The 26,702-nt window shown below is 38.1% G+C and carries 34 protein-coding genes; 24 read left to right on the top strand and 10 right to left on the bottom strand.

Annotation, left to right across the window (positions count from 1 at the left end; all coding sequences use genetic code 11):
• Positions 1-16: 16 nt before the first annotated feature.
• The 12 genes from ACFX4N_RS14670 to ACFX4N_RS14615 all read left to right on the top strand — a co-directional run bounded on the left by ACFX4N_RS14670 (position 17) and on the right by ACFX4N_RS14615 (position 9,533).
• Positions 17-505: a hypothetical protein gene (locus ACFX4N_RS14670; protein WP_013058707.1), complete on the top strand. Its 489-nt coding sequence runs from the start codon at positions 17-19 to the stop codon at positions 503-505.
• Positions 506-645: 140 nt separating this feature from the next.
• Positions 646-1,272, top strand: coding sequence for an FMN-dependent NADH-azoreductase (locus ACFX4N_RS14665; RefSeq protein WP_013058706.1), 627 nt, complete (start codon positions 646-648; stop codon positions 1,270-1,272).
• A gap of 254 nt (positions 1,273-1,526) precedes the next feature.
• Positions 1,527-2,024, top strand: a complete 498-nt coding sequence (locus ACFX4N_RS14660) for a PTS sugar transporter subunit IIA (protein ID WP_013084668.1) — start codon at positions 1,527-1,529, stop codon at positions 2,022-2,024.
• Between the two features lie 37 nt (positions 2,025-2,061).
• Complete coding sequence (locus ACFX4N_RS14655; RefSeq protein WP_013058704.1) at positions 2,062-2,889, top strand: PRD domain-containing protein; 828 nt, start codon at positions 2,062-2,064, stop codon at positions 2,887-2,889.
• A 178-nt stretch (positions 2,890-3,067) separates the two neighbouring features.
• Positions 3,068-4,447, top strand: a complete 1,380-nt coding sequence (locus ACFX4N_RS14650; RefSeq protein WP_013058703.1) for a sucrose-specific PTS transporter subunit IIBC — start codon at positions 3,068-3,070, stop codon at positions 4,445-4,447.
• 211 nt (positions 4,448-4,658) lie between these two features.
• Positions 4,659-4,931 (top strand): hypothetical protein, encoded by a 273-nt coding sequence (locus ACFX4N_RS14645; protein WP_013058702.1) that lies wholly within the window; start codon positions 4,659-4,661, stop codon positions 4,929-4,931.
• Positions 4,932-4,952: 21 nt separating this feature from the next.
• Complete coding sequence (yidC, locus tag ACFX4N_RS14640; RefSeq protein WP_013058701.1) at positions 4,953-5,771, top strand: membrane protein insertase YidC; 819 nt, start codon at positions 4,953-4,955, stop codon at positions 5,769-5,771.
• Between the two features lie 171 nt (positions 5,772-5,942).
• Positions 5,943-6,092: a hypothetical protein gene (locus ACFX4N_RS14635; protein ID WP_377261844.1), complete on the top strand. Its 150-nt coding sequence runs from the start codon at positions 5,943-5,945 to the stop codon at positions 6,090-6,092.
• Positions 6,093-6,132: 40 nt separating this feature from the next.
• Positions 6,133-7,338: a TolB family protein gene (locus tag ACFX4N_RS14630; protein WP_057273897.1), complete on the top strand. Its 1,206-nt coding sequence runs from the start codon at positions 6,133-6,135 to the stop codon at positions 7,336-7,338.
• 35 nt (positions 7,339-7,373) lie between these two features.
• Entirely contained in the window at positions 7,374-7,883 is a 510-nt protein-coding gene (locus tag ACFX4N_RS14625; protein WP_057273896.1) for a GNAT family N-acetyltransferase, read from the top strand.
• Positions 7,884-8,002: 119 nt separating this feature from the next.
• Positions 8,003-8,845 (top strand): ATP-binding cassette domain-containing protein, encoded by an 843-nt coding sequence (locus ACFX4N_RS14620; RefSeq protein WP_013058698.1) that lies wholly within the window; start codon positions 8,003-8,005, stop codon positions 8,843-8,845.
• Between the two features lies 1 nt (position 8,846).
• On the top strand, positions 8,847-9,533 hold the full coding sequence (locus ACFX4N_RS14615; protein WP_057273894.1) for a hypothetical protein: 687 nt from the start codon (positions 8,847-8,849) through the stop codon (positions 9,531-9,533).
• Between the two features lie 27 nt (positions 9,534-9,560).
• Here the strand turns inward: ACFX4N_RS14615 and ACFX4N_RS14610 are convergent, their stop codons facing one another.
• From ACFX4N_RS14610 to ACFX4N_RS14600, 3 genes are all read right to left on the bottom strand, one after another.
• Entirely contained in the window at positions 9,561-10,379 is an 819-nt protein-coding gene (locus ACFX4N_RS14610; protein ID WP_013058696.1) for a glycerophosphodiester phosphodiesterase family protein, read from the bottom strand.
• Positions 10,380-10,507: 128 nt separating this feature from the next.
• Positions 10,508-11,086 carry a class F sortase gene (locus tag ACFX4N_RS14605; protein ID WP_225518831.1) on the bottom strand — a complete coding sequence of 193 codons (579 nt, stop codon included), beginning with the start codon at positions 11,084-11,086 and terminating at the stop codon, positions 10,508-10,510.
• Positions 11,087-11,127: 41 nt separating this feature from the next.
• Entirely contained in the window at positions 11,128-11,937 is an 810-nt protein-coding gene (locus ACFX4N_RS14600; protein WP_013058694.1) for a DUF4397 domain-containing protein, read from the bottom strand.
• Between the two features lie 258 nt (positions 11,938-12,195).
• Here ACFX4N_RS14600 and ACFX4N_RS14595 point away from each other — a divergent pair, with 258 nt between their 5' ends.
• The 5 genes from ACFX4N_RS14595 (at position 12,196) to ACFX4N_RS14575 (ending at position 16,102) form a co-directional block, all read left to right on the top strand.
• Complete coding sequence (locus tag ACFX4N_RS14595) at positions 12,196-13,086, top strand: YitT family protein (protein WP_013058693.1); 891 nt, start codon at positions 12,196-12,198, stop codon at positions 13,084-13,086.
• A gap of 224 nt (positions 13,087-13,310) precedes the next feature.
• The gene (locus ACFX4N_RS14590) at positions 13,311-14,066 is read left to right on the top strand and encodes an alpha/beta family hydrolase (protein ID WP_057273892.1); all 756 of its coding nucleotides are present in this window, start codon (positions 13,311-13,313) and stop codon (positions 14,064-14,066) included.
• A 106-nt stretch (positions 14,067-14,172) separates the two neighbouring features.
• On the top strand, positions 14,173-14,541 hold the full coding sequence (locus ACFX4N_RS14585; RefSeq protein ID WP_013058691.1) for a GntR family transcriptional regulator: 369 nt from the start codon (positions 14,173-14,175) through the stop codon (positions 14,539-14,541).
• On the top strand, positions 14,538-15,407 hold the full coding sequence (locus tag ACFX4N_RS14580) for an ABC transporter ATP-binding protein (protein WP_029323912.1): 870 nt from the start codon (positions 14,538-14,540) through the stop codon (positions 15,405-15,407). Before ACFX4N_RS14585 ends, ACFX4N_RS14580 begins: the two co-directional genes overlap by 4 nt.
• The gene (locus ACFX4N_RS14575; protein WP_029323910.1) at positions 15,407-16,102 is read left to right on the top strand and encodes a hypothetical protein; all 696 of its coding nucleotides are present in this window, start codon (positions 15,407-15,409) and stop codon (positions 16,100-16,102) included. The genes ACFX4N_RS14580 and ACFX4N_RS14575 overlap by 1 nt, the downstream gene beginning before the upstream one ends.
• Before the next feature lie 39 nt (positions 16,103-16,141).
• Here the strand turns inward: ACFX4N_RS14575 and ACFX4N_RS14570 are convergent, their stop codons facing one another.
• On the bottom strand, positions 16,142-16,744 hold the full coding sequence (locus ACFX4N_RS14570; RefSeq protein ID WP_013058688.1) for a DUF3885 domain-containing protein: 603 nt from the start codon (positions 16,742-16,744) through the stop codon (positions 16,142-16,144).
• A 230-nt stretch (positions 16,745-16,974) separates the two neighbouring features.
• On the opposite strand from ACFX4N_RS14570, the gene ACFX4N_RS14565 reads away from it, so the two are divergent.
• Positions 16,975-17,343, top strand: a complete 369-nt coding sequence (locus ACFX4N_RS14565) for a hypothetical protein (protein WP_013058687.1) — start codon at positions 16,975-16,977, stop codon at positions 17,341-17,343.
• Positions 17,344-17,349: 6 nt separating this feature from the next.
• Here ACFX4N_RS14565 and ACFX4N_RS14560 read toward each other — a convergent pair whose 3' ends face one another.
• The 3 genes from ACFX4N_RS14560 to ACFX4N_RS14550 are packed head-to-tail and all read right to left on the bottom strand — an operon-like array spanning position 17,350 to position 21,029.
• Positions 17,350-18,477 carry a Ger(x)C family spore germination protein gene (locus ACFX4N_RS14560; RefSeq protein WP_013058686.1) on the bottom strand — a complete coding sequence of 376 codons (1,128 nt, stop codon included), beginning with the start codon at positions 18,475-18,477 and terminating at the stop codon, positions 17,350-17,352.
• A complete protein-coding gene (locus ACFX4N_RS14555; protein ID WP_057273890.1) occupies positions 18,474-19,577 on the bottom strand; it encodes a GerAB/ArcD/ProY family transporter in 1,104 nt (367 codons plus the stop codon). The genes ACFX4N_RS14560 and ACFX4N_RS14555 overlap by 4 nt, the downstream gene beginning before the upstream one ends.
• Positions 19,578-19,598: 21 nt before the next feature.
• Complete coding sequence (locus ACFX4N_RS14550; protein WP_029323899.1) at positions 19,599-21,029, bottom strand: spore germination protein; 1,431 nt, start codon at positions 21,027-21,029, stop codon at positions 19,599-19,601.
• A 118-nt stretch (positions 21,030-21,147) separates the two neighbouring features.
• On the opposite strand from ACFX4N_RS14550, the gene ACFX4N_RS14545 reads away from it, so the two are divergent.
• The 3 genes from ACFX4N_RS14545 (at position 21,148) to ACFX4N_RS14535 (ending at position 22,353) form a co-directional block, all read left to right on the top strand.
• Positions 21,148-21,552: a secondary thiamine-phosphate synthase enzyme YjbQ gene (locus ACFX4N_RS14545; RefSeq protein WP_013058683.1), complete on the top strand. Its 405-nt coding sequence runs from the start codon at positions 21,148-21,150 to the stop codon at positions 21,550-21,552.
• 103 nt (positions 21,553-21,655) lie between these two features.
• Positions 21,656-21,781: a hypothetical protein gene (locus ACFX4N_RS14540; protein ID WP_016765283.1), complete on the top strand. Its 126-nt coding sequence runs from the start codon at positions 21,656-21,658 to the stop codon at positions 21,779-21,781.
• A 446-nt stretch (positions 21,782-22,227) separates the two neighbouring features.
• Positions 22,228-22,353, top strand: a complete 126-nt coding sequence (locus ACFX4N_RS14535) for a hypothetical protein (protein WP_013058681.1) — start codon at positions 22,228-22,230, stop codon at positions 22,351-22,353.
• Positions 22,354-22,505: 152 nt separating this feature from the next.
• On the opposite strand, the gene ACFX4N_RS14530 is transcribed toward ACFX4N_RS14535, so the two are convergent.
• Positions 22,506-23,048, bottom strand: a complete 543-nt coding sequence (locus ACFX4N_RS14530; protein ID WP_274588721.1) for a 5' nucleotidase, NT5C type — start codon at positions 23,046-23,048, stop codon at positions 22,506-22,508.
• A 139-nt stretch (positions 23,049-23,187) separates the two neighbouring features.
• Positions 23,188-23,865, bottom strand: coding sequence for a C40 family peptidase (locus tag ACFX4N_RS14525; RefSeq protein ID WP_013058679.1), 678 nt, complete (start codon positions 23,863-23,865; stop codon positions 23,188-23,190).
• A gap of 345 nt (positions 23,866-24,210) precedes the next feature.
• Between ACFX4N_RS14525 and pfkA the strand changes: the two genes are divergently transcribed.
• Entirely contained in the window at positions 24,211-25,170 is a 960-nt protein-coding gene (gene pfkA, locus ACFX4N_RS14520; RefSeq protein WP_013058678.1) for a 6-phosphofructokinase, read from the top strand.
• 26 nt (positions 25,171-25,196) lie between these two features.
• On the opposite strand, the gene ACFX4N_RS14515 is transcribed toward pfkA, so the two are convergent.
• Positions 25,197-25,340, bottom strand: coding sequence for a hypothetical protein (locus ACFX4N_RS14515; RefSeq protein ID WP_013058677.1), 144 nt, complete (start codon positions 25,338-25,340; stop codon positions 25,197-25,199).
• A 158-nt stretch (positions 25,341-25,498) separates the two neighbouring features.
• Between ACFX4N_RS14515 and ACFX4N_RS14510 the strand changes: the two genes are divergently transcribed.
• Both ACFX4N_RS14510 and ACFX4N_RS14505 read left to right on the top strand, forming a co-directional pair.
• Positions 25,499-25,897: a universal stress protein gene (locus tag ACFX4N_RS14510; RefSeq protein ID WP_013058676.1), complete on the top strand. Its 399-nt coding sequence runs from the start codon at positions 25,499-25,501 to the stop codon at positions 25,895-25,897.
• Positions 25,898-25,909: 12 nt separating this feature from the next.
• Positions 25,910-26,629 carry an NAD-dependent protein deacylase gene (locus tag ACFX4N_RS14505; RefSeq protein WP_013058675.1) on the top strand — a complete coding sequence of 240 codons (720 nt, stop codon included), beginning with the start codon at positions 25,910-25,912 and terminating at the stop codon, positions 26,627-26,629.
• Positions 26,630-26,702 lie beyond the last annotated feature (73 nt).

Raw genomic sequence — 26,702 nt, 5'->3', positions numbered from 1 at the left:
TAAAGGGGGAGTGCGTATGTATCCATATCAATACGATCCACGTTTTCAAAATTTGTTTCCACCTGGAGGAGGTCAAGGGTTTCCATCGTTTCCACCTGGAGGAGGCCAAGGATTTCCGCCACCGCCACCTGGAGGAGGAGGCCAAGGATTTCCGCCACCGCCACCTGGAGGAGGAGGTCAAGGGTTTCCACCGCCACCACCTGGAGGAGGGGGCCAAGGGTTTCCCCCGCAGGGAGGAGCGCAGCCGCCTTCAAGTCCACCGCCAGCTTTTACACCTACACCAAAGCTAGGTTCAGGAGGTCCATCGCTTTATGCTGTTGATCCAGGCGCTATTTCAGGATGCTTATACCGATATACCTATATATGGCCGAGAAATGGTCGACCTTACTGGTTTTACCCAACCTTTGTAGGCAGACGCTCAGTTGCAGGATATCGCTGGACAGGATCTTTCTGGGTGTATGCTGGGGTAGATGTAAATCAAATTCGAGAATTTCAATGTGTATAAAACTCCGCTTGCGGAGTTTTTTTGTGCGAAAAGGTTGACGCATAAAAAATGGCGTTATATAATAAATCTCGAATTAAAGATAATTTGTTTAGTAATATCTCGAACTAATGATAATAGACACTTTTTAGGAGATGACATTTATGGCAAATGTATTATATGTAAAAGTAAATCCGCAGGTTGATGAAGCATCATTTTCAACTCGTTTAGCACAGGTTTTCTTAGATGAGTATAAAACAGCAAACCCGACTGATACAGTGACAACGCTTGATCTGTATAAAGAAACAGTTCCATTCATTGATGGAGATGTTTTAGCGGCATGGGGAAAAGCTGGAGCTGGTGAAGAATTATCAACCGTTGAATTAGAAAAAGTAACGCGTATGGGTGAATTAGTAGAGCAGTTTTTACAAGCTGACAAAGTTATTTTCTCAGCTCCAATGTGGAACTTAAGCTTCCCTCCACTAATGAAAGCATATATTGATAACATTTTAATTGCAGGAAAAACGTTTAAATATACTGAAAATGGTCCAGTAGGATTAGCTTCAGATAAAAAAGTAGTATTACTAGAAGCTCGTGGAGGAGTGTATTCAGAAGGCCCTGCGGCAGAGCTAGAATTTACTCAAAGCTATTTACGTACAGTGATGAGCTTTATTGGTGTTCAAGATTTCCAACTGGTTGTTGCAGAAGGCATGGCTTACACACCAGCAGAAGCAGACAATATTCTAGCAAAAGCATCTGAAAAAGCAAAAGAAGTTGCATCAACGTTCTAATGTCAAAAGCCCTTTAAAAGGGCTTTTTTTAGGTTTAAAATTCAATATCCCGCCTTCGGAAAATATGTAAAGGGTTACATAAAATGCAGCGTAGAGAACGTACTTCTTATAAAAACGATTATACATTTTTATTTACAAGACAAAAAAAGCATGGTTAAATAATGACCATGTTAACGTAACATCGGGATAGGGGAAGTTTTTCTGCAGAATCATTGGGGTATGCTACAAGTACAATCTAAAAAAGGGTGATTGAGATGTTTAAAAAATTATTTGGTAATAAGACAAAATCAAAAGAAACAACCGTTCTAGCTCCGCTTTCAGGTAATATCCTGCCAATAAGCGAAGTGCCAGATCCAGTGTTCGCACAGAAGATGATGGGAGACGGTTTTGCAATCGAACCTTCAGAAGGACAAGTTGTTTCACCTGTTGCTGGGGAAGTCGTTCAGCTTTTCCATACAAAACACGCGGTAGGCTTAAAAACAGAAGCCGGTACGGAAGTATTAATACATATCGGCCTTGAAACAGTGGCAATGGAAGGCGAAGGATTCGAAGCTCACGTGGCACAAGGTGACAAAGTAAGTGTAGGAACACCTCTTATCACATTTGATTTAGCGCTTATTCAAGAAAAAGCGAAAAGCATTATCACACCAATCGTTATTACAAACAGTGATGCAAGTGAAAGTTTCGAAATTTTGGCTCAAGGGACGGTTCAAAAAGGCGAAACGGCTTGTGCAAAAGTAACGATGAAGTAATAAGCAAGGCCTTTTCCTTTAAGAAAGGAGAGCGCATTTGAAGATTTTAAAAGTGTTAAATAACAACGCCGTTGTCTTTAAGGAAGGCGGAGTTGAAAAAATTGCGATGGGTCCCGGTATTGCTTTTCAAAAAGGTAAAAATGATCTTATTAATGCTGCAAAAGTGGAGAAAGTCTTTGTCATGAAAGAAGAACAGGAAAAGTTTCAGGAACTATTAAAAAACCTTCCTGAAGAGCATATTCAAGTGGCGGAAGAAATCATTTCTTATGCTGAGCAGCAGCTTTCTGCTACGTTAAGTCATCATGTGCATATTGCTTTGAGCGATCATTTATCTTTTGCTGTTGAAAGGATAGCCCGCGGTATTTCCATCCAAAATAAATTGCTTAATGAAATTAAATCTCTCTATCAGCCTGAGTATGCAATAGGAGTATGGGCTCTTCAGCATATCAAAAAGAGATTAGATATCACGATGCCGGTTGACGAAGCGGGATATATTGCGCTTCATATTCATACGGCGAAACTGAATTCACCGGGAATGCAGCAGCTCATGATGAATACAACGATTATTAATGAAATGGTTACGATTATAAAAAAAGAGCTGAATACGGAGATTGATGAAAACAGCATGTCCTATCAGCGGCTGCTGACTCACTTGCGCTTTGCGTTAAACCGTTTAGCGCAAAATGAACCTTTTCATGAAATGGATGAAGAGATGCTCGACGTATTAAAAGTCAAATATAAAAAATCGTATCAGTGTGCTGAAACGATAAAGCAATTTGTCAAAGATGAGTACGAAATTAATTTTCCAGAAGCGGAGTTAGGATACATTACGCTTCACATTTGCCGAATAGAGCAAAGAATATAGAAAAAAACATTGACGAATATTGTTGCTTTGAGTACAATGAAAGCGTATTAATTGAATAATCGGGATTGTGACTGGTAAAGCAGGCAAGACCTAGAATGCGCATGAAGGACAAGTGTGTCTTTTATAAGCGTGTTTTAGGTCTTGCTTTTTTTATGACATACAAAAAGGAGGAAGTAAGATGGACGTAAAAGAAATTGCTAAAAAACTTGTTCCGCTTTTAGGAGGAAAAGAAAATATTGCTAGTGCGCAGCACTGTGCTACGCGTTTGCGCCTAGTTATTCGAGATGAAAGCAAAATCGATCAAAAAGGTTTAGATGAAATAGAAGATGTAAAAGGGGCTTTTTCAAATTCAGGACAGTTTCAAATCATTTTTGGAACCGGTCTCGTTAATAAAATCCACGCTGCTTTTGTGAAAGAATTAGGTGCTGACGAGGCTGCTGCCCCAGTGGATCATCAAGAAGAAATGAAAAAGAAAATGAACCCATTTGCCCGTTTTGCCCGCATGCTTTCCAATATTTTTGTTCCGATTATTCCAGCCATTGTAGCCAGTGGTTTACTAATGGGACTGCTCGGGATGATGAAAGCGTTCCACTGGGTCTCAAAAGATAGCGCGTTGTTTGTGTTGTTGGATATGTTCTCAGGCGCAGCATTTATCATTTTACCGATTTTAATCGGGTTTTCAGCTGCAAAAGAATTTGGTTCAAATCCTTATCTGGGAGCGGTTATCGGCGGGATCTTAACGCATCCGATGTTATTAAATCCGTGGACATTAGCAGATGCTAAGCCAGAATATATGGATTTGTTTGGCTTAAGTATTCCGCTGATTGGCTATCAAGGTACGGTCGTTCCGATTTTATTGGCTATCTACGTCATGAGCAAAATTGAAAAGGGACTCCGGAAAATTGTGCCGAATTCGGTTGATTTACTTGTTACGCCTTTTTTAACTGTTATTATCACAGGCTTTGTGTCACTTGTGTTTATTGGTCCTTTCGGTCGCTATATTGGAGATTTAATCTCGATCAGCCTTCAGTCTCTATACGATGTAGCCGGAGTGTTTGCAGGAATTTTGTTTGGTGGCTTATATTCCACCATTGTATTAACAGGCTTGCAGCACAGTTTTCATGCTATTGAAGCAGGACTGCTTGCTAATCCGAAGATTGGCGTTAACTTCTTACTTCCTATTTGGGCCTGCGCGAATGTGGCGCAAGGAGGAGCAGGGCTGGCTGTTTACTTTAAGACGAAAAATGCCAAAACGAAAAAAATTGCGATTCCAGCGGCTATTTCTTCCTTCTTAGGAATTACAGAACCGATTATTTTCGGCGTCAACTTAAGACTTCGCAAGCCATTTATTGCGGCGGCTATAGGCGGAGCAGCCGGAGGAGGCTATGTTGTACTTATGCACGTAGTAGCCAATGCCTACGGACTCACAGGTATTCCAATGATGGCCATTGCTGCACCGCTTGGTATGAGCAATTTAATTCACTATATAATCGGCATGATTATTTCTGTAGGTGTAGCATTCGGCGTTACGTGGTTCATGAAACTAAAAGAAGACTGAGAAGCAGCGGTAAGCATACGAGAATAAAGAATGGTATTAGATTTGCTCATCATATTTTATGGTGAGCAAATTTTGTGTCGTAAATATGAAACTTTTTAAAAAGTAATACGTAGAACAGTCAAAGAGATAAGTTGATGTTGTGTAACAGGAACGTAAATGCTACACTACATATATTGGATTGTACTATTATAGTCAGAAAGAGAGCTGGCACATGGAATTTTATCACGATCTTTTTCTATATGCGCCGTATTTATCTGCTTTCGTTTTATACATCCTTTGTTATTATATGCTTCGTGAAGCTAGGTTTACGGCTTTTCATGCGGAACCTGTCACCGACCATGTGAATGCAGGGATTGACCCTTCAGTATTAACAATATGGAAAAGACGAAATGTATTTATACATGTGTATAGAAAAACACCAGTTAAAGAGAAGAATAATGATGAAGAAGATCCTTTCCTTCTGAAAAACACTTCATACATTTAGTCATTATTAGGAGGAAAGAATATGAAAAGAAATAAAAAATTATTATTGCTTGGTTTAATGGGAGCGCTTCTTTTAGCTCTAGCCGGCTGTAGCAGTACAAAAACACCGGTCACGGCTACAAGCGGCGGCTTCTGGGATCATTATTTTGTTTACCCTTTATCTATGGCATTAACGAAAATTGCTGAGTGGGCAGGCGGAAGCTATGGTCTGTCTATTATTATTGCGACGGTTATCATTCGTTTAGTTCTATTGCCACTTATTTTAAAACAGCAAAAGAGCACGATGGCTATGCAAGCACTTCGTCCAGAGATGGAAAAGATTCAAAAGAAATATGCTGGTAAAAAAGATCCTGAAACACAGCAAAAGCAGCAAAAAGAAATGATGCAGCTTTACCAAACGCATAAAATTAATCCGGTTGGCGGATGTTTGCCAATCTTTATTCAAATGCCTATTATTATCGCATTTTATAATGCCATTGCACGAACGCATGAAATTGCGCAGCATTCATTCTTATGGGTAAGTTTAGGAAAGCCAGATCCTTACTTCATTTTACCGGTAGTTGCAGCGATTACGACATTCTTACAAATTCGTGTAAGTATGACGGATGAAATTCAACCTCCAATGAAAATGATGATGAACATTATGCCAATCTTCATCTTAGTAGCGGGAATTTCACTTCCATCTGCTCTTGCATTATATTGGGTAATTGGTAACTTATTCGGAATTGGACAAGGTTACTACTTGAAAAAACGTATGAGTTTATTAAAAGAAAAAGATGCGGCTAATAATACAGCACAAGCTAAAACAAAGCCATCACCAAAATCTAAGTCAAAATCATAATATACAAAAAGCGCAGCTATTCGCTGCGCTTTTTTATTTTTTTAAAAGAGGCTGGGACAAAAGTAGTTTAGCCGAAGTGAAAAACGAACCATTAATCAAAATATTTGATTAGTGGTTTGTTTTTTTTGTTATGGTGAACGGAGATTTCATTTATTTCGTTGCTTCTAGCAGTTGATTGGAGGGCTAGACGAAGTCTTGCACGGAAATCAACTGCGGTGTCACAAGAGGTTCAGCTCATGTATCCCATTTGTTCGTCTTTCGATTAAATTCATTTCGTTATGTCTTAACCTCTTTTATTTTTTCAAAAATGTGATGAGATGAGGAGATTTGTGTAACGCTATAAAAAAAGACAGGAGTGAACATGGTGAAAAAAATAGCGTTATGTCTGCTTTTTCTTATGTTGTTCCCTATGCAAATAAATGCTGCCAATACAGTGAAAGTCAGTTTTATACGGCAAGGAAACCTATGGGTATATGATAACGGTACCGAAAGGCAGTTATCCTATGCCCGTCATGCCTCTATGCCTCAATGGTCATCACATGGAGATATAGTTGCTTATGCAGAAAATGATTCTTTAATGATTGCACCGTTAAAAGGAAAGCCGCTACTTGTTGAACATGATGTGACTCATTATCAATGGTCACCGGTTGCTGAGGAACTTGCGTATATTTCGAATGGAATCTTAGTATATTACAACGTTAAAACGCATGAAAAGAAGCGTGTAGCCGTAGGAGTTGATCAGTTTTCATGGTTTCCAGAAGGAGATCGATTTTTAATTACGTCAGCTGCTGCGCTGGCGCCGACGGGATGGGGACCGGTAAAGCTATATACAGTGAGCAAATATGCAGGGTTAGACGTAAAAAAAGTGGAGGCTTTTACGACGCTGCCAGCAGAAAATGATTCATTTTTTGCCTATACAACAAGCAGCTTCAAATGGTCTCCTAACGGTCAATGGATTAGTTTTATTGCTATTCCAACGGCTTCGATGTCTGCAGATGCAAATAAGCTGTGCATCATTACAAAAGAAGGGAAAGCTTTTCAAGTAGTGGGAGATATGCTTAATGTACCCAATTGGTTTAAGTGGAGTAATGAAGAGCCAGTACTGGCATTTATTAATGGGGAAGGAAGGTTTGCCACTGAAAATAAAAAGTTCACTTTAAAAGAGATGCCGGTTTTTAAAGAACATGTGTTTACTCCAAAAGGCTTCGCAGATTGGGATTTTACTTGGACAGAAAAAGATAACATCATCATTTCACGTGTGCCCGAAGCAGGGTGGTCGAATGATGAAAAAAAGAGGCCACTGCCTTTTTTGTATAGCATGAACGTAAAGACCAATAAGCAAAGTCAGTTCACATTTCCACAAAAAGGATTAGGAGATTATGCGCCTGTTTATCATAAAGCAACGAATCAAACGATGTGGATTCGTACAAATCGAAAACAAACAAATCTTTTAACACGCGTAAAAGACACGAAAAATGATAAGGTACTTATTTCAGGCTTAGACCTGCCGGAAAATTATTATGAGCTGTATCGGTGGAATGAAGTATTTAGCGTGTATAACCCTTAATAGCTAATTAAAACATAAGAAACTAAGGTGAAAAAATGAATATACGATTGTTGGTAAAAGAAGACGCTGACGTGTACTTTGAACTCCGTCTTCGTGCTTTAAAAGATCATCCCGAAAGTTTTATTTTAAGTTATGAAGAAGAATATGAAAAAGAAATTGCTGACATCCGAAATTATTTTCCAAGCAGTCAATCAGAATTTGTAGTAGGAGCTTTTATAGAAAAACAGCTTGTGGGGATCGTAGGGTTTCAGCAGCAAAAGCCTTTAAAAGTTCAGCATAAAGGAGATATTTGGGGGATGTACGTAGCCCCTGAAGCAAGGGGGAAAGGTCTTGGAAAGAAGCTGTTAAAAACCGCTGTTGAACAAGCTTTTTCAAAAACAAATGTTTTGCAAATCTACCTAGCCGTCGCTGCTAAAAATGAAGGAGCAAAAGTCCTATACAAAAGCCTCGGTTTTACTTCTTATGCGTATGAAAAAAGAGCTCTTCAAGTAGATGGTGAATTTATCGATGAAGAGCATATGGTATTGTGTATGAAAAGCCTTTGATCATATCAAAGGCTTTTTTGTGCGGGAAAAATTTAGCTGAAACGTATAGAGATGGAAGCACATTTCCCATAAATATGCTATGATTTAACATATAGGATTATGGAGAGGCGAGGCAGCAGATGGAAAAACTGATTGAATTAAAAAATGTTGCAAAAGTATACAAAAAACATACCGTATTAGAAAACATTCACACGACCCTTTATAAAGGAGAGACTGTCGCGATTGTTGGAAAAAACGGTGCGGGAAAAAGTACGTTTTTAAAGCTAATTGGCGGATTATCTAAACCGACTAAAGGGACAATTCACCTTCATAAAGAAACCGGTACGCCTGGATTTGTGGTGGAACAATTTCCTCAGGAGCTGCGTTTTACGCTAGCAGGTTATCTGCAGCACATGGGGCGAATTCAAGGATTGTCTAAGAAAAAGCGCAGCTCTAGAATTGAAGAACTGCTCGAAACTTTCGAAATGGTAGAGTTTAGACATGAAGAAATCATTTCTTTTTCAAAAGGAATGAAGCAAAAAGTCAACATGATGCAAGCACTGCTGAGTTCTTCTAAGCTGCTATTGCTTGATGAACCTCTATCAGGATTAGATGCTCGTGCTCAGCTAGAAGTAGAACGGATTTTTACAAAGCTCAAAGAACGAGGGATGACCATTGTATTTACGTGTCATGAAGAAAGGCTCATTCATGCTGTAGCCGATCGTGTTATCACCATTGGCTCACAGCGCATTTTAAAAAATGAGCGCGTTCAACTCATTGAGCATTTAACGGTTATTGAGGCAAATGTCATTCTCAATAAGCCGCTTCGTTTATTAAAAGAAAAGTGCACGAAAATTGAACAGCACGGAAACTACTGGATTTTTTATATAGATAAAAAATATGTAAATGAGTTTCTTGCAGAATTGCTTGCTGTTCAAGCTGAAGTTGTAAAGCTATATCATATGGAAAGGGAAGAAATTTAAGATGGGTGCATTGATTCGCTATCATTTTATTACATACATTAAATCGTATCGATATATTCCGCCGCTTGCACTTTATATTATTTCGCTGTGTATGAACTATACATATAGACCGAACCCGGTGCTTGATAGCTTTTTTAATACGGCACTTTTCCTCTTTTTTCTAACCACTTGGTTTACGATGTCGCTGTTTCACGCAGAAGATTCCAGTCAAGAAGTTATTACAAAACTTCATGTAGGGAAAAAGAACAAGTACTTTATGAGCAAGCTTATTACCTGTATGCTGCTGTTTACGTTTTTATCAGCGGTTTCTATTGCTTATCCCGTGCTGCTTGATATGTTTGAAGTGGATATATCCACTAAGCAAATGGTGTTTGGGTTTATTATTCACTGGACGTTTAGTTTGCTTGGTATGAGCATAGGTCTTGTTTTTACAAGAGATGTTGTAAGAGAAGGCAGCTTATCATGGTTTGGACCTCTATTTATTTTAATCGTTACGCTTGCAGCGGCAGGCGTCTCATTTCCGTATCAAGGAGGCGGACTGCTGCTGTATGTATTGCCACCCGTATCTGCAATCATTCAATTTATTAACGAAGGATTAAACAAATTTTTGGTGTTTGGCTGGGCTTTGCTTTATGCCATAGCATTAATTAGCCTGTACTTGTGGAGAGCGAATAGAAGAGATGTATAAAGAATAAACACTTGCCGCGGCAAGTGTTTATTTATTATGAAGCACGTTATAAAGACGATCCGGGTAATTAGTAAACATACCGGTTACGCCCCACTCGATAAGCGTTCTCATTTGTTTTTCGTCATTTACTGTATAAGGATGAACGTCTAAATCGTACGAGCGAGCTTTTTGTACATATGGTTTTGTCAGCGTGTTTGCGTTCGGACCGATGCCGTTCGCGTACGTTTTGATTTGTCTGAACTGCTGATCTGTTAACATATTGGTTTGCTTAGAACGAATCAGTTGAATTAGTTTCATAGTAGGTCGGTATCGATGGACGGTTTTTAAGCTTTCAGGACTAAATGATTGTACAATGACGTGATTGGTATGAATGTTGTACTTAGCCATCAACGTCAACAATTCCTTTTCCATACCTGGATATTCATGAGGAGATTTTGTTTCAATATAATAGTTTGTTCGATTGCCAAACGTACGGAATATTTCTTCTAAAGTTGGAATGACGGCTTTTTTATTACCTTTTCCTGCGTTCAAACGCTGAAGCTGCTTCACTGTATATTGTTTTACATATCCTGTTCCATTTGTCGTTCGGTCAACTTTGTAGTCATGAATTGCTACAAGCTGCTGATCTTTAGACATGTGAAGATCAAGTTCAATGTAATCCGCTTTTTGCTGGACGGCCGCGAGATAAGATTGCATCGTATGCTCTGGCTCATACCCTGATGCGCCTCGATGAGCAATAATGGCTACTTTTTCTGCTTGAATAGAAGCTGCCTGCGTATGTATAAACATAAAAATGCCGCATAAACAAAGAGTGAGTGAGCTTACAAACCACCATTTTCGTCTCATATCAAAACTCCTTTTTATTGAGGGGTCATGCATTAGTTTACTAGTGAGATGTTGTGTTCATATTAAGGCTGTGTAAATATTTAAATAAAACGAACCAGTATGTAATTAAAAGTAATAAACGCCGATGTTTAGTGAGAAACATCGGCTGTTTTTTCCGGGCGAAGGCTTGTATAAATAACGAGCCTTCGCTCATGAGTTTTCTGTTTATGATCAAACGTTCCCGTACAGGTGATTAAATTAAGCTGGTGTTGAAAAGTTGGACCGAAAATCTCTCTGATAGGAGCAGAATCTCGGGGATAAGAAGCTTTATTGGTAACAACAAAGGTCAGCTGATCCCCTTGCTGATCGGTTACAAAAATTTCATCTCCTTTTGTGAGCTTGTCGAGATGATAGAAGATAGCGGGTCCTTTTTGATCATCAACATGTCCTGCAATGACCGCATTTCCTTCCTCTCCGGGTCTTGCTCCAAGCTTAAACCAAGCTACATCATGACCATTATCAGGAACGCTCATTTCACCTTGGTTAGTAAGGCCCATTCCTTTTATGAAAGCCTTAATATGAAGCTTCGGAATAATAAGCTGAGATGGAAGAGGCGTAGAAGCGTTTCCTGAAGATTTCAAGGATTGAGCCGATTTTGTTTCAGCCATCTTCACAACAAAATCCGTCGAGCCGTTTGCAATTGCTGGTTGGGCAAACCAGCTGCTCATGAATAGTATAAAAGAAAAGGTGAAAACCCCTCCTATCCATTTCATTCGCTTTCGTATCCTCTGTGACGACGAACAACAAATATAGCGACCGCTCCAATTCCTAATAAAGTAAGAACTGGCACAATTGAATTATAATTATCCTGTGAAGCACCGCCCATACCTGTTTTTGGCATTTCGGAAGGCATAGCCGTATTATCTTTTAATAAAAGCGTTTCAAGACTGTCGGCTTTGTTAATAGCGAGCACTGTGTAGACCGTGTTAGCTTCTAAATTAAGGTTTGGAATGTCCAGTACTTTTTTATTGTCTTGACTAGTTGCGATGGTTAAATCATAGGTTCCGGCATCTACTTCAGAATAATTTGTCATTTGTTTAAAGGCAGTGTCTTTAAACAAAGTAGGGCCGTGATTAATACCTACATTAACAGCGGGAGCATCTGGAGAAAAGTGAGCAATTCGAATTTTACTCTTTCCTTTAGCTACGTTCATATCATCTTGAGCTACTTTTAATTCTAAGTGTGCAACTTGGTTAATAGCAGCAAGAGTATAGGCCTTGTTTGCTTCGACGGTTACATTAGTGGAAATGACAGGTTTTTCTTTTCCTTTTGTACCTATGGCGTATACCTCTATTTTATGAGACCCCGCAGGTACTTTAAGGTAATCTGTCACATCTTTAAACGATGCGCCGACTACGATGCTTTGATTGTCCACATATATATCTACTTCAGGTGCATCAGGTGACGCATGCACAACTCGTATCATCGCCTCCTGCACAGCTGCAGAAGTGAAATTATCTGAAAAAGCTAGCAATAAAACTGCGAGTAAAGAAGCAGCAATAATCTTTACACGGTTCATAACGTTTTACTCTCCTTTTAATCTAAGTTTGTCCTGTTAGTCCCGTATGAAAAGTGGTGGGCATGCATTCACTTTTGAACATGATCGGGCATTTATTCACTTGTTATCATCTACAATTTTATCCAATATATGCATAATTTATTTCATTAGATAAAATTTTGTAAAAGAGCAGGTAAATAGTTTGAATTTTGTGATAATATTAAAAGAGAGGGTTTGGTTAGTAGTTGATGTCTCTATCATAAAAGGAGGGGAAGTTATGTGCTGCAAACGAATCATGAAATAAAAAAGGTTGTTCATCGTTCGCTATCAGCTAAAATGATTGTAAAGCGCATGCTGTTTATTTTAGTGGGAGCCCTTTTAATGGCCGTCGGGCTAGAATTTTTTCTTGTCCCTAATGAGGTTATTGACGGTGGAATTGTAGGTATATCTATTATTTTATCCCACTTAACGGATGTTCAAATCGGCTTTTATATCTTCGTATTAAATCTTCCATTCTTTTTTATTGGCTACAAGCAAATTGGAAAAACATTTGCGCTATCTACGCTTTTAGGTGTTATCATTCTATCCATTGCTACCTCTATTTTTCACGACTTACCGGTCTTAACAGGTGATCCTCTTTTAGCCACTGTGTTTGGCGGAATTGTTCTCGGTGTGGGAGTAGGAATTGTTATTCGGTACGGAGGTTCGCTAGACGGCACCGAGATATTAGCTATTTTATTTAATAAGCGTACGCCTTTCTCTGTAGGTGAGACGATTATGTTTTTTAATTTATTTATTTTGGGAAGTGCCGGTTTTGTATTTGGCTGGGATCGCGCTATGTATTCTTTAATGGCTTACTTCATTGCTTTTAAAACGATTGATATTGTGATTCAAGGGTTAGATGAGTCTAAGTCAGCTTGGATTATCAGTGAACAATATGAACAAATTGGCGAAGCAATTCTTGCTCGTTTAGGGAGAGGCGTCACGTATTTAAATGGGGAAGGGGCGTATACGGGAGATGATAAAAAAGTAATTTTTTGTGTTATTACCAGGCTTGAAGAAGCAAAGCTAAAAGCGATTATCGATGAGATAGATCCATCTGCTTTTTTTGCTGTAGCAGCTATTGCTGAAGTTAGAGGAGGGAGGTTTAAGAAACGAGATATTCATTAGTGAAGGTTGTCTGCTAATGAGGCTGTCCCGTTATTACATGCAGCAGCCTTTTTAATTTTCTCTCTTTGTTTCGAGTATATGGAATGGTTTATGTCACTTCTGCTGCGTCCTGCTTTGGGCATATCGAACCTCTCTTTTTTCTTGTATATCTTTAAAACAAACATGTAAAATGTCTAAAAGATATAAAAAGAGTACATAGTAAAAAAACAGAAAGAGGGAGTGACATGAAAAAAACGTTAAAAACATTAGGAGTCGGTCTTGCTGTTCTTGTTGCAGTAACCGTGGCTTTTTTTGTCATATGGTCAGGTTTTGATTATGAACCTTCAAAGCAGCTTCACTCACTAGTAGATGAGAAAAAAGTAGTGAAGAAAGACGATTATTACGTATTCAAGCCTCAAACGAACAAAGAGATAAAAGCCGGCTATATTATTTATCAAGGTGCTAAAGTAGAGCCGTTAGCATATGGCTATTATGCTCAGCAAATTGCAAATGAAGGATATCTTGTTGCTGTTGTAGATTCTCCGTTTAATATGAGTTTTTTTAGTCAAAACAAAGCAACGGATATTGTGAAGAGCTACCCGAAGATTTCCGCATGGTTTATCGGAGGGCATTCCCTTGGAGGAGTGAGTGCAGCCTCTTATGCGTATGATCATCAAGATTCAATAAAAGGCTTAGTTCTTTTAGCATCGTATCCGATGAATAAAAATAATTTTTCAACTTCCACTTATCCTATTTTGTCTTTAACCGGTGAGAAAGATGGTTTGTCGACGCCTGAAAAAATTAAAGAAACCAAGCATTTACTTTCAAAAAATACGGAGCTGGTCCAAGTAAAAGGAGCTAATCACGCACAGTTTGGAATGTACGGGAAACAAAAAGGCGACAACAAAGCCAGTATTTCCACTAAAGAGCAGCAGGATGAGCTAGTAAAAAGAACGGTCAAGTGGTTAAACAGTCAAATGAAAAAGTCCGTCAGTAACTAACTGACGGACTTTTTTTTCTTTTTTTGGAAATAACGCTTGAAAAAATAACCAGTCAGTTATATAGTTAGTTACATGAGTAATGAACCACTTAAGTGAGGTAGTCAAAATGAAACAATCATTAGATCATCAGCGACCAATTTTCCAACAAATCAAAGAAACCATCGAAGAGAATATTTTGAATGATGCTTTTCCAGAAGAAGAAAGAGTACCGTCTACGAATGAATTTGCCAAAATGTATCGCATTAACCCTGCAACGGCAGCTAAAGGAATTAATCAGCTAGTTGACCACGGAATATTGTATAAAAAGAGAGGGATAGGGATGTTTGTATGTGCGGGCGCCAAAGAAGTATTGCTTACACAAAGAAAAGAAGAATTTTATAACCGTTTTATCGTTCCCCTGAAAAAAGAAGCACAGCATTTGGGGATTACGGTAAACGAGCTAAAAGAGCTGTTAGACAAGGGGGAAATAAAATGAATATAGAAGCGCAGCTGTTAAATAAATGCTATGGGTCTAAACAAGTGTTAAAAGACATTTCACTTACGCTAGCACAAAATAAAATATACGGGTTGCTAGGTAGAAACGGAGCCGGCAAAACGACTCTGATGCAAATTGTAGCAGGACATATTCCAGTTACGACAGGAGAGGTAAAAGTGGGAAATCAATCTCCATTTGAAAACCGCTCTGTTTTGCAAAACATCTGCTTAATTAACGAAAGCGGAAATTTCAAAAAAACATTAAAAGTCAAAGACGTGCTAAAAATTGCGTCACTTTTTTATCCTTACTGGAGTGAAGAAGCTGCTGAGAGGCTTATGGAAGAGTTCGATTTAGATTGTAATATGAAAGTGAAAGCATTATCTAAAGGTATGGAATCAGCATTAGGAATTATTGTTGGGCTATCTTCTCGAACGAGCATCACAATCTTTGATGAACCTTATATTGGACTTGATGCTGCGATGCGAGCGCGTTTTTATGAGCTTTTATTGGATGAATATGAAGAATATCCACGCACGTTCATTATTTCAACGCATTTAATTGATGAGGTAAGTAATTTATTTGAAGAAGTACTCATTATGCAAAAAGGAAAGCTGATTCTTCAGGATACGGCAGAAAATTTGCAGCAGCGCTGCGTAAGTGTGAAAGGACCTAAAAGTCAAATTGAAGAATATGAAAAAGGAAAGCAAGTAATCCATGAACAAGTATTCGGAGGAGAGAAAAAAATAGTGCTCTTTAATGAAGATATTTATGCTGAAGAGCTTGTCGACAGTTCATTTCATGTAGAAGCTGTTCACATACAGGATATTATGATTTATCTTACAGCAAATCGTGGAGGTGTAGCATAATGAAAGGACAGTTTGCCGCCATTAGTTATTCGCTCTACGTTGAACTAAAGTATTTAATGATTCGCTTTTGGACGATTCTGTTAGCTTTTGTTGTAGTAGATATTTTAGTGTTCAGTCAGGTGAATGAGCATCTTCTATTAGTAACAAGTATGCCGCAGTACATCTTTTCAGGTATTGTAAGTTTTATTATCATTCGAAAAAGTTTCTCCTTTTGCTTAAAGTTAGGAGCTACTCGTAAAGCATATCTTTTAACGATGACCTGTGTTTTTGCTTTATTTGCAATTGTAATGTCCCTTATCAATGTTGTCATCATGAGCATTTCAATAAAGGTGATTAATAGTTTCAATTTAATGAATGTTCAGCTTTATTATGCGAGCGATTTTATCTTTCATGACCCTACTGTCGCTGTTCACTTTTTAACGGACGCTGTATTTATCTTTTTTATTACAGCAGCATCGTGTTTGCTCGGCAGTATCGTTTACAAATTCGGGCAAACAGGAGGGATGATCACCGGTGCTGTTTTAATTTTACTGTTTACGATTCCAGTGACAAAAGAACCGGTTATTCATTTTATAAAAAGCCTTTCGAACGGGTCGCTGTTACTTACATTCGGAACAATGGTTATCGTAAGCTTCTTATTCTTTCTTATCAACTGGCTGTTTTTAAAAAAAGCGTCTCCTGTCCATCAAGCCTAATAAAAAAGCAATCATTCCTTTACTGAATGATTGCTTTTTTTATTGTACTTTTTTAGAGCAAGCTGCATCAATATCTAGAATCCAGTCGTGAAACTTTTGCTGAAGAAGTTGAAGAGAAGACTGATTGTTCGATACAATGTCCAGTCCGCGCTCGTCGTATAGGTGGAAGATGGTTTCTTTATTCAAATTCACAATATAACACTCTTCTTCAATAGCCGGATGAATATGAAGATCGCGGTTGGCAATTGATTGCAAAAGAAGCTTTTCTTTCACATCATTTGTTTTACAGGCAATAATATACTCAGCGTTATTTAATAATGCTACGGATTGAACTTCTTGTTTCTTCAGGCGAGAGCGAATGAATTTTTTAATAGCTGTTTCTTTTTTCTTTTTTAAAAGTAAATCATCCTGTGCAGCATTCGCTTTGAAAACAAGTAACAGCTCATCATTTTTTTCATGGAGTGTCTCAAAAATTTCATAAGCGCGTGCGTACACATTTTTCATGTATTCTCGTTCCCATACGCCTTTTTGATTGGTAAGGGTAAAGCGGATACCTGCGGGCGCGTTATAAAAAAGAGGTCTTTTCATTTGAACATTTGGAAACATTGTTGTTAAGTATGATTGAAGCCGCATTGTAGTCATACGCAACACCTCATTTAGTTTAGTCCTGACTTAATATGTTGAGTTTAGTCTATCACGTGATTAGCTAAATTTGTAAAGAAGTAATGTTATTTAATCAAAAGGTAACCAAACTGTTATATTTTGTTGATTTTGCATTATTTCTTTACACAACCTTTGCGGATGAACAGGTTTTTTCATACGCCTGTCGTATTACTTAACGTAGTAAAGACGTGAAGAAAGGATGACATACGGTGAAAAAACAGCTTGTTCTTATTTCAATTATTACAGCTGCTTTCTTTGTGCTCATTTTTCACAAAACGATCTTTCAAGAAGGTAATCCTCTCCCCATTGCATGGAGTATTGTAAAATTAAAATCTTCGGGTGAAGATGTTGTTCAAATATCCGATAAGCCTAAAAGGTATCTCATTCATTCAAATGACTACTTAACGTTTATTAAACAAATGAAAAAGAAGAAAGTGAATTTTCAATATCAAGATAATAAAAAATTTTATTTTAATAACGACAATGAACGCCAGCTGTTCGTCAGCAAAAACTATACCGATAAGTTCACGATTATGGAACTAAAGAAAAAAGAGCTCACTGAAGCTGGCGTTGAGTAATAAGAGCTAATCTCTGCCCTGTGTCCCAAAATCTTTAATTTGAACCTGAACATGATAGTCGATGGTCGACTGGCTAAAAATTTCATCCCATTCATGCTGATGTTTTTTCCAAAAATGAGGATGATGAATTCGCACGTAATCATGCAGGTCAATCACATCAGCTTTGTAGTTGTTTTGCAATAAGCGGAGTGTTTTTTCTGCGTCTTTTCGAATGATTTTTTCTATTTTTTTTTCGGTGTTCTTTACATTAGAGGCGGCAAGAGCCTGTTTTGAAGTCTCCCAATCTTCTGATAGCCTGCCGCTTGTTTGAACGTTGATGTCAAAATGAACGGAGTGATTTGAATCAATGCGGGCCTTCACATCTTGCTGAACATCTCCAATTTCATAGGAAAATGGGTATGATCTGTGTTTGCCATAAATAATTCCGCCTTTAATATTCCCCGTTAACCACGTTAAACCCTCCACTTGGTGCTGAGTTAAGGTGAATTTTGCTTTTTTATCTTTTATGATTGCCGCGCCGTCTATTTCAACGCTATTTTTTATTTTAGAAAGCCGCTGTATTAAAAAGCTTTGATCGGTTTTTAACTTAGCCGATAGCTCTCCCATTGTTAGGGGATTTAGAATTTTATTCGTTTTGAATTTATTGTAAACAAGCTCGTAAATTAAGTTTACAGGCGGTACAGACATTCCTTGAATCGTTAAAACGTTTTTAGCATCGCCTTTTGTAACAAACGCAAGGCTGCTGCGCCGTATTTCATTGTCACGGACAAACTGATTGATAAGCGCATCAAGAGGGATGGTCTTGCTCGCTTTTTCTCCTATTAAAAGTGCTCGCTGATGCTGGCTGTATATAGGATCAGATTTCAGCGAAATATTTCGCGTAATTTCATGAATTGTAGGACCAGCTGTTGTAATGTTTTTGTATGGAATGGAAGAAGACATATTTCCGGATTCCGTTTCGGTTAACGTTTGATGAGTCAGCACAAGCTGGTTTTTTCCTGTTTTTGGTTCGATTTTCGATGTAATATCCATTGCCACTCCTATAACAAGAGCAAGTTGTTCAATGTTTCGATGATTTGTGCAGCCGCACAATAAAAAAATGGCCATTATGACAGGAAGACATTTTTTCGTCATTTGAACACAACCTTTTTTATTTTCATTAACATGCTGAAAAAAAGAGGGATAACTAAAAATGTCACTAAAAATGCCCAGCCTAGAACAGTTGAATAATTCGACACGTCGCTTGCTGTTTTGGGCGCTAAAGAGCTCATAAATAGAACGGGCACAAGAAAGATAATATTAGTAGTTGATCGGTTTTTGAAAATTTTTTTAAATCCTGAAACAGCTAAAAAGAAATACATTACAAAGGTTAAAAAAAACTGAAGAAGCCAGACAATAAGTAAAAATAATTCAAGCCTCTCAAAGAAAATTCCTTTTACTTCATGCGTCTGAACAAATTCAATGGTAGGCCAAACGGTTGTTTTTACTTCCGGGACGGATAACGCGCCGACAACTAATACGTAAGTGATAATATATAAAAGTAAAGGAATGGAAAATCCGATGATAGAAACTTTTCGTAAATGATTTTTGTTTTTCATATGCTTTGGAAGAAATACAATCGTTTCAATCCCTAAAAAGGAGACAGAGACGGTTGTAAAAGCAGAAAGAAGCGGACTGAAGCCATCAGCTAACACAGGCTGCAAGTTTTTTAAATCGACCATTCCAATACTAAGAAGATATAAGATAAGAAGAATAATGACCGTTACAGGGAAACATAGCGCCATTACTTTTCCGATAGAATCAATGCCGCCAGTGATTAAATAGACGCCTGTCAAAATAAACGAAAGGATAATTAACTCAATGGGCATCGTTTCCAGTAAATAAAAATGAATCATTTCTGCCATAGCTCTTACTTCAAAACTTGCTACAGATGTGAAATAAACGACTATAGTAAAATTGAATATATTTCCAATCAGCTTGCCGGTTACTTCTTGCGAGAAATCAAACATACAGCTAATCGTAAAATACTTAACCATCCAGACTAAAAAAAGAACAATTCCAATAAACAAAAGGCCGTCCATAATAAGTACAATCCATCCATCTGCATTATTTGTCTGGTTTGTAATGCTGCTTGGCAGTGTTAATAAACCGACGCCCAGCATGGTTGAAGAAATAATTGAAATGGCATAAAAGTCTGAAAGAAGCTTGCTTGATTGTGACTGTGATTGTTCCATATGGTCCTCCTTGTGTCAGTTTTATTCCGATTTATTTTTAGACTGTTTTAGACTTTTGTTTGGCAGACGAATATAAGAGTCTTTCCAGGCTTTTTTATTTAACGCAAAAAACGGTTTGAAGTAAGCCATACCAAAACTTTCGAGCTTGGTTAGATGAATGACGAGAACAAGAAAAAACATGGTAACGCCATATAACCCAAAGATTGCTGCAATCATCATAGATACGAAACGCAAAATTCGAAACGAAAGGCCAATTCCGTACTGAGGAACGGTAAAGGACGCAATTGCCGATACAGATACAACAATAATCATAACGGAGCTAACGATATGGGCTTCCACCGCTGCTTGACCAATCACAACCCCGCCTACAAGTCCAACTGTTTGTCCAACAGGAGTAGGGAGACGCAGCCCGGCTTCGCGCAATAATTCAAGCGTCACTTCCATGACCACTGCTTCGATAAAAGGAGAAAAAGGAACGTTTTCTCGTGTGGCCGCAATCGTAATAGCTAGCTCAGTCGGAAGCAGGCCTTGGTTAAACGAAACGAGTGAAATATAAATAGCTGAAAAGAATAGGGTAATAAAAATAGACAAGTACCTTAGTAATCTTAGCAATGAACCGGCTATCCATCTTTCGTAATAATCATCGGGTGATTTCATAATCATATCGAAAGTTGTAGGCACTAAAAGAGCAAAAGGAGAGCCATCTACTAAAATGGCTACTCGCCCTTCATTCACCGCAGCGAGAACACGATCCGGTCTTTCTGTATTTTGTACTTGAGGGAACGGTGAGTAAGGTGCTTCTTCTAAAAATTCTTCAATCATTCCTGAGTCTTGAATGTTATCTAAAGGAATGTCTAATAATTTCTCTCGGACTTGATTCACGATGTGAGTTTGACAGTGTTTATTATGAAAAACGATACTTGTTCGATGTTCCTTTGTATTTCCAATATAAATGTCTTCAATAACCATTTCTTCTTCGGTAGAACGCTGCCTTAAAAGACCAAGGTTTTCATCTAAGTTTTCGATAAGAGCAATTTTAGGGCCACGCACTACTTTTTCTGTTGTAGGTTCACTTAAAGAGCGCTGTTTGGTCATAGACATATTTAATGAGTATGCCGTGGTGCTTTCGCTAATAAACAGCAGGGGCTGACCTTTAAAAAAACACGAGATCGCTTGCTTGTATGTATAAACTTCTTTGTCTTTAATGACAGAAATAAACGAATCGATGTCATCGAGTGTTTGCGTTTCACTTTTTGCTTTTGTCTCAACAACATGCTGAGTAAGATTATCAAGTTTTTCTCCGTCGACTAATCCTTGGAGATAAATAATGCATATATATTTTGTGGGAGACAGCCATAATTTTTTGGAACCAACATCTGTATTTTGACCCACCAAATCTAGAAACGTTTGAACGGTGTAGTCTGCATTGGGCTGAAATTTTGAATCGAGCATAAATAAACTCACCGCCTGTTGTATTAATGAGCTTAGTGTTTACGATGTAAAAACGAGTTATGCGAAAAATGTGGAAGAATAGAAAAGATATGTTATGGTAAAGAAAAGAGGTGATGATATGCTACATTCATTTACGTTAAAAACGAATAAGCGTGACGAAATGATTGACGTTACGAGTCAGGTGCAGGCAGTACTAAGAACAGAAGGGTTAAAAGAAGGGGCTGTAGTTGTTTACTGTCCTCATACAACCGCTGGTATAACAATTAATGAAAATGCGGATCCGGATGTAAAAACCGATATGATCCGACGCTTCGATGAAGTATATCCTTGGGAACATAAGTTAGATCTTCATATGGAAGGAAATACGGCGGCGCACCTCAAAGCGAGCACGGTCGGCTCCTCTCAGCATATAATCGTTCACGATGGGCAGCTGCTGCTAGGAACGTGGCAAGGAATTTATTTTTGTGAGTTTGATGGACCGAGGACTCGTACGTATTATGTGAAAATTTTATCGGCACAATAACTTTTTTTCATACGTCATTGTCCAACTTTTTTCTGAAAATTGTTATAAAACAAAGTTAATTTAATATAAATGTTATATAACAGTTAAAGGGAGAGATTGAACAATGGAAAAGATAGGTGCAGAACAAGAAACAGTAAAAAAAGAAAATGAAAAAACAAATTTTACATGGGTGGAAGAATACCCAACCATTTTAGACATTGTCAATGAGTATTACAGTACGTGTCGATAAAATGGGGAAGGCCGGAACAAAAGTATTTCAGTTGAAAGAGGATCCGAACGATGAATCGTTCGGATTTTTTCATTGTGATGGTGAACGCAGGTTTACTGCATGTAGCTATGTCTCAATATTTTTTTATAAAAAAAGATATAATAGTAGCAATTTTCTTAAAAGGTTTAATATAATAAATATTAGGGTACTGAATTGTATGAAATAAAGATAAAACGCATCGTTTCATACTATTTCCTTTTTTACCGCTAGTATAGCCTTGAAGAAAAAGTTTCATTTGATATACTAACTATACGCTTAGTCTTTAAGATAAAGATGAAGATTCATTGTTATTGTTACACGCAGTGAATGAGCTGCCTTTGCTTGGCGAAAACGTCGTACAAACAAAGACAGATAGCGAATTGTTTTGGGTGCGTTCATTTAGTTCAAAACAGGGAGGCGATTAGTCTATGTTACTTGTACGTATGGCCATGATTGGTTTCTTTTCATTAACAGCCATATCATTGTTCTCTTTTCAGTCCGTTGAAATTATCCATGCCATTATGGACTTTTTCTCATCAGCTGATAAGTACTAAAAAACTATATCTTTTTTAAATAAAAAGAGGATAACCCTTAGGGGGCTATCCGTCAAAAACCGCCTTTTGGGCGGTTTTTTTATGCTTATAGCTGTGCTAACAAACGAACTGCATTCATTCTCTGATGACAAAGTCCACGTGTTTTTTTAAGCTCAACATTCGTTGAAATAAGTATTTACGTACTGTTCAAACTGAAGCCAATCGTCCACGCGAGGGACCTTTACTTCTTCGTTATACGGGTAGCTCATGGCAACAGCATGGCGACCTGTAGCTTGAAAAGCCTTCAAATTATGCGGTGCATCATCAAATAGCAAGTCTCCGTATATTTTATCTTTTTGGTGTGTAAACACGATATTGTATTTTCCGATAAACGGAAGGTGTTTTTCAACCCACTGCTCTTTTTCTGTATAAGCATAGGTACGGCTGCTTGTGACAATTAAAATGGCAAACCTTTCATAAAGTCGTTTAAGAACCTCAACAGCATGAGGCAGAGGTTTTAAATGTAAAAAAATCCCCGGCTGATCGAGGTAGTCATAAATTTTTGTGCCGCATTCCGGCTTTACATACTTTTCTGATTCCCAGCATTTTAACTTTTCAACCGATAAGCTGTCGCAATAATCTTTGTTATATTGGTTATGCCAATCCGTCATAAGATCACAAATGACAGAATCCATGTCAATTAAAAGGGTGTGCATTTATTCAACTTCCTTTACAGTATTCATCTACACGCTTGGTTTTGCAATGTAATGTGCTGCTTCTACTATACCAAATCTTTTACATGCAGAAAAAGAGCAAGCCGCATCAAAATCGCACAGCTTGCCCTTTTTATAGAAACTACATTCTTTTAGCACCTAAATAGCGTTTGCTCCAATAGCTCTCTTTCAGAGAAGAGATGCTCACACCTTTAGATGAAGAGCAGTGAAGAAACTGGTTATTTCCTAAATAAATTCCTGCATGAGAAGGCCCTTTTGTATAGGTTTGAAAGAACACAATATCTCCAGCTTTTGGACTTGAGACGCGCGTTCCTTTTTGATAAATTTGAGCTACTGTTCGAGGAAGTTGAACCCCGCCGCCATGTTTGAACGCATAGCCAATAAAACCGCTGCAGTCAAAGCCGCTTGGCGTTGTTCCACCCCAGCGATATCGAACGCCCATATACTGTTTTCCTTTGTTAATCACTGCGTTAGGGTTATAGCGCGCTGAGCTAGAAGAAGATTTACCCTTTGCTGAAACGCCTAGTTTAGCATACGTTCCTTTTCCAACAATACCATCTGCTGCTAGTCCATTTTTGCGCTGAAATGATTTTACAGCAGAAGTTGTAACAGTCCCAAAGTATGTAGTCGTATTCCCTTTAAAATAACCTTTATTTTTCAACGTTTGTTGTAGTTGTTTAACATCTTGATGATTCATGCCTTGGCGAAGCGTTTGGTCGCCTAGAGCCGCTTGGCTGACAATCGGGCTAGTAGAAACAATAACGCCAGCAAGCGTAAGAGCTGCTATTACTTTTTTCATAAAACTAGTACCCCCTGAAAATTTTTCCTGATTTGAGTAAATTCATCATATCATCTTTCGACAGTGTTCTACGTTACAATTTCATTACATATATGAAAAAAATGAAATATAAAGGTGAATATAGTCTTATAAAAGCTGTAACTAAAAGGGTTCTTTAGATGTGCAATATTGCTAGAAAAACTTTGAATATTTGACGGTAAATAACTAAAAGATATGAAAAAGTATGTACATTTAAAATTTAACAAAGAAATATGTTGTGAATTACTACACAAAAAGTTCGAACTCGGGTAAAATGTAGAACTATAATATAGTAGTCATGTATGTGACTTTGATGAGGTGAAAGTAATGAAAAGAATAGGTGTATTAACAAGCGGCGGAGATTCTCCAGGTATGAATCCTGCGGTTCGTGCTGTTGTGCGTAAAGCAATTCATGAAGGTATGGAAGTTTACGGTATCTATCAAGGATATCAAGGGTTAATAGAAGGAAATATTAAAAAGCTAGAAGTTGGAGATGTTGGTGACATCATTCAACGCGGTGGAACTATGCTTTATTCTGCAAGATGTCCAGAATTCAAAACAGAAGAAGGGCGTTTAAAAGGTATTGAAAACCTTAAGAAGCACGGTATTGAAGGCTTAGTAGTTATTGGTGGAGACGGATCATATATGGGAGCTGTAAAACTAACAGAGCTTGGTTTCCCTTGTATCGGTATCCCAGGAACAATTGATAACGACATTCCAGGAACAGATTTTACATTAGGATTTGATACGGCTCTTCATACGGTTATCGATGCAATTGATAAAATCCGTGACACGGCGACTTCTCATGAACGTACGTTTATTATTGAAGTTATGGGTCGTAATGCAGGAGACATTGCTCTTTGGTCAGGTCTTGCTGGCGGTGCGGAAACAATCCTTATCCCAGAAGCAAAAGATGAGTTCCAAGAAATGGTTGATCGTTTGAGAAAAGGCCAAGAGCGCGGTAAAAAGCACAGCATTATTGTAGTAGCTGAAGGTGTAGCCAATGGTAATGAAGTGGCGAAGCAGCTTCATGAAGCTGCAGGTATTGAAACGCGTGTAACAGTATTAGGACACATTCAGCGCGGTGGTTCCCCAACTGCTCAAGATCGTGTGCTAGGAAGCCGTTTCGGCGGTCGTGCAGTCGAGCTTCTGCTAGAAGGTAAAGGCGGCCGTGCAATCGGTATCCGTAAAAATGAAATTGTAGATTATGATATTATGGAAATTTTAGGTGAACCTCACCATATCAATGCTGATATGTACCGTTTATCTAAAGAGCTTTCAATCTAATCACAGTGTTGCTGAGGCGAAACTTCTTATATTGAAGGAGTTTCGTCTTTTTTTGATTGCATCCCTGTCCCTTCGCAGTGTTTGCATGTTTTCATGTAACCGATACCAGGAATAACGGCTAGCTTTCCGAGCCCTTTGCAAAAAGTGCAAATTAATTCAAAACCAAACATCGTTCCATCCCCTCTGTACACGTTTTCTTTCAGTTTATCATAAAAGTAGACAAATAATTTTAAAAATTATAGAAATAATTAAAAAAATGATTACATTTGAACAGCGAGTGATATAGTAAAGAGAGAAGACCATTTTACAAAAGAGGAGAGGAAGCGTGATGTTTAAACGAATTTTACTTGCCTCAGATGGCTCAGAGCATGCAGCTAAAGCAACAGAAAAAGCCGTTCAGCTGGCTCAGCTGACAGAAAACAGTTTTATTCAAGTTATTTATGCAGTAGAGGGTGATTCAAGATTAAAATCACTTAGCCGCGACGAGGAACGGGAAAGTCGGATACATACAACAGATGAAATTTTAAAGCAAGGAAACGTGGAGTATGAGATTACGTTTATGCATGGAGACGCGGCTAAAACAGTGATTCAATTTGCTAATCAAAATTCATTTGACCTTGTAGTAATAGGAAGCAGAGGGTTAAATCCTGTAAAAGGCATGCTGCTTGGAAGCGTGAGTTCTAAAATTGCACAGCAAGTAACGATTCCTGTGCTAATTGTTAAATAGGAGAGAAATGCAATGTCAAAACAGTACAAAGAATTAAAACAGCTCATTGATGATGCTAAACACATTTGTTTTTTTACGGGAGCAGGAATGAGCACAGAGTCAGGCATACCGGACTTTCGCTCTCAAAATGGCTTATATCGCCAAAACAAAAGCTTTGTGGACATAGTAGCTGCTGACTTCTATGAACAGTATCCTCATGAGTTTTGGCCGCTGTTTAAAGAGATTTTTCATATTAAAATGCTGCATCAGTATAAAGCAAATACGGGCCATCGCTTTATTGCTGAACTAGAAGAAGCCAAAACCGTGCATGTGATTACGCAAAATATTGATGGCTTGCACCAAGATGCAGGAAGCACGAACGTTTTTGAGATTCATGGATCCATTAAGAGAGCTCATTGTCCAAGCTGTAAAGAAGAGTATGGCTTAGCGTATTTAAATCAGTCGGCTCTCCCACAATGTACAGCGTGTGAGCGCCTTTTAAAGCCAAATGTTGTTCTCTTTGGAGATGCCATTCATCAGTTCGATGAAGCAGTTACAGCAGCGCTGTCATCTGATTTATTCATCGTGCTTGGTTCATCGCTTGAAGTAGCACCGATTAATCAGATTCCGCTGCTTGTGAGCCGGTACAATCGTACAAACATGGTGATGATTAATAAAGAACCTACGCATTACGATTATTTGTTTGATTTGGTTATCTATGATTCCATTGGACAAGTGGTCGCAAATTTATAAGCGTCTATGCATGGACATAGCGCTTTTTTAGCATTTAGTGATAAAGTGTAGGGATGTATCATATGGTGTAGTA

Source organism: Priestia sp. YIM B13551 (genome assembly GCF_042787905.1).
Lineage (GTDB): Bacteria > Bacillota > Bacilli > Bacillales > Bacillaceae_H > Priestia.
This window is presented reverse-complemented; position numbering and strand designations above follow the sequence as displayed.

What these genes read in the sequence shown, in the direction of transcription:
- ACFX4N_RS14670 (WP_013058707.1), top strand. Translation starts at nt 17, where the DNA reads ATGTATCCATATCAATACGATCCACGTTTTCAAAATTTGTTTCCACCT.
- ACFX4N_RS14665 (WP_013058706.1), top strand. Translation starts at nt 646, where the DNA reads ATGGCAAATGTATTATATGTAAAAGTAAATCCGCAGGTTGATGAAGCA.
- ACFX4N_RS14660 (WP_013084668.1), top strand. Translation starts at nt 1,527, where the DNA reads ATGTTTAAAAAATTATTTGGTAATAAGACAAAATCAAAAGAAACAACC.
- ACFX4N_RS14650 (WP_013058703.1), top strand. Translation starts at nt 3,068, where the DNA reads ATGGACGTAAAAGAAATTGCTAAAAAACTTGTTCCGCTTTTAGGAGGA.
- ACFX4N_RS14645 (WP_013058702.1), top strand. Translation starts at nt 4,659, where the DNA reads ATGGAATTTTATCACGATCTTTTTCTATATGCGCCGTATTTATCTGCT.
- yidC (WP_013058701.1), top strand. Translation starts at nt 4,953, where the DNA reads ATGAAAAGAAATAAAAAATTATTATTGCTTGGTTTAATGGGAGCGCTT.
- ACFX4N_RS14630 (WP_057273897.1), top strand. Translation starts at nt 6,133, where the DNA reads ATGGTGAAAAAAATAGCGTTATGTCTGCTTTTTCTTATGTTGTTCCCT.
- ACFX4N_RS14625 (WP_057273896.1), top strand. Translation starts at nt 7,374, where the DNA reads ATGAATATACGATTGTTGGTAAAAGAAGACGCTGACGTGTACTTTGAA.
- ACFX4N_RS14620 (WP_013058698.1), top strand. Translation starts at nt 8,003, where the DNA reads ATGGAAAAACTGATTGAATTAAAAAATGTTGCAAAAGTATACAAAAAA.
- ACFX4N_RS14615 (WP_057273894.1), top strand. Translation starts at nt 8,847, where the DNA reads ATGGGTGCATTGATTCGCTATCATTTTATTACATACATTAAATCGTAT.
- ACFX4N_RS14610 (WP_013058696.1), bottom strand. Translation starts at nt 10,379, where the DNA reads ATGAGACGAAAATGGTGGTTTGTAAGCTCACTCACTCTTTGTTTATGC.
- ACFX4N_RS14605 (WP_225518831.1), bottom strand. Translation starts at nt 11,086, where the DNA reads ATGAGCAGCTGGTTTGCCCAACCAGCAATTGCAAACGGCTCGACGGAT.
- ACFX4N_RS14600 (WP_013058694.1), bottom strand. Translation starts at nt 11,937, where the DNA reads ATGAACCGTGTAAAGATTATTGCTGCTTCTTTACTCGCAGTTTTATTG.
- ACFX4N_RS14590 (WP_057273892.1), top strand. Translation starts at nt 13,311, where the DNA reads ATGAAAAAAACGTTAAAAACATTAGGAGTCGGTCTTGCTGTTCTTGTT.
- ACFX4N_RS14585 (WP_013058691.1), top strand. Translation starts at nt 14,173, where the DNA reads ATGAAACAATCATTAGATCATCAGCGACCAATTTTCCAACAAATCAAA.
- ACFX4N_RS14580 (WP_029323912.1), top strand. Translation starts at nt 14,538, where the DNA reads ATGAATATAGAAGCGCAGCTGTTAAATAAATGCTATGGGTCTAAACAA.
- ACFX4N_RS14575 (WP_029323910.1), top strand. Translation starts at nt 15,407, where the DNA reads ATGAAAGGACAGTTTGCCGCCATTAGTTATTCGCTCTACGTTGAACTA.
- ACFX4N_RS14570 (WP_013058688.1), bottom strand. Translation starts at nt 16,744, where the DNA reads ATGACTACAATGCGGCTTCAATCATACTTAACAACAATGTTTCCAAAT.
- ACFX4N_RS14560 (WP_013058686.1), bottom strand. Translation starts at nt 18,477, where the DNA reads ATGACGAAAAAATGTCTTCCTGTCATAATGGCCATTTTTTTATTGTGC.
- ACFX4N_RS14555 (WP_057273890.1), bottom strand. Translation starts at nt 19,577, where the DNA reads ATGGAACAATCACAGTCACAATCAAGCAAGCTTCTTTCAGACTTTTAT.
- ACFX4N_RS14550 (WP_029323899.1), bottom strand. Translation starts at nt 21,029, where the DNA reads ATGCTCGATTCAAAATTTCAGCCCAATGCAGACTACACCGTTCAAACG.
- ACFX4N_RS14545 (WP_013058683.1), top strand. Translation starts at nt 21,148, where the DNA reads ATGCTACATTCATTTACGTTAAAAACGAATAAGCGTGACGAAATGATT.
- ACFX4N_RS14540 (WP_016765283.1), top strand. Translation starts at nt 21,656, where the DNA reads ATGGAAAAGATAGGTGCAGAACAAGAAACAGTAAAAAAAGAAAATGAA.
- ACFX4N_RS14535 (WP_013058681.1), top strand. Translation starts at nt 22,228, where the DNA reads ATGTTACTTGTACGTATGGCCATGATTGGTTTCTTTTCATTAACAGCC.
- ACFX4N_RS14530 (WP_274588721.1), bottom strand. Translation starts at nt 23,048, where the DNA reads ATGCACACCCTTTTAATTGACATGGATTCTGTCATTTGTGATCTTATG.
- ACFX4N_RS14525 (WP_013058679.1), bottom strand. Translation starts at nt 23,865, where the DNA reads ATGAAAAAAGTAATAGCAGCTCTTACGCTTGCTGGCGTTATTGTTTCT.
- pfkA (WP_013058678.1), top strand. Translation starts at nt 24,211, where the DNA reads ATGAAAAGAATAGGTGTATTAACAAGCGGCGGAGATTCTCCAGGTATG.
- ACFX4N_RS14515 (WP_013058677.1), bottom strand. Translation starts at nt 25,340, where the DNA reads ATGTTTGGTTTTGAATTAATTTGCACTTTTTGCAAAGGGCTCGGAAAG.
- ACFX4N_RS14510 (WP_013058676.1), top strand. Translation starts at nt 25,499, where the DNA reads ATGTTTAAACGAATTTTACTTGCCTCAGATGGCTCAGAGCATGCAGCT.
- ACFX4N_RS14505 (WP_013058675.1), top strand. Translation starts at nt 25,910, where the DNA reads ATGTCAAAACAGTACAAAGAATTAAAACAGCTCATTGATGATGCTAAA.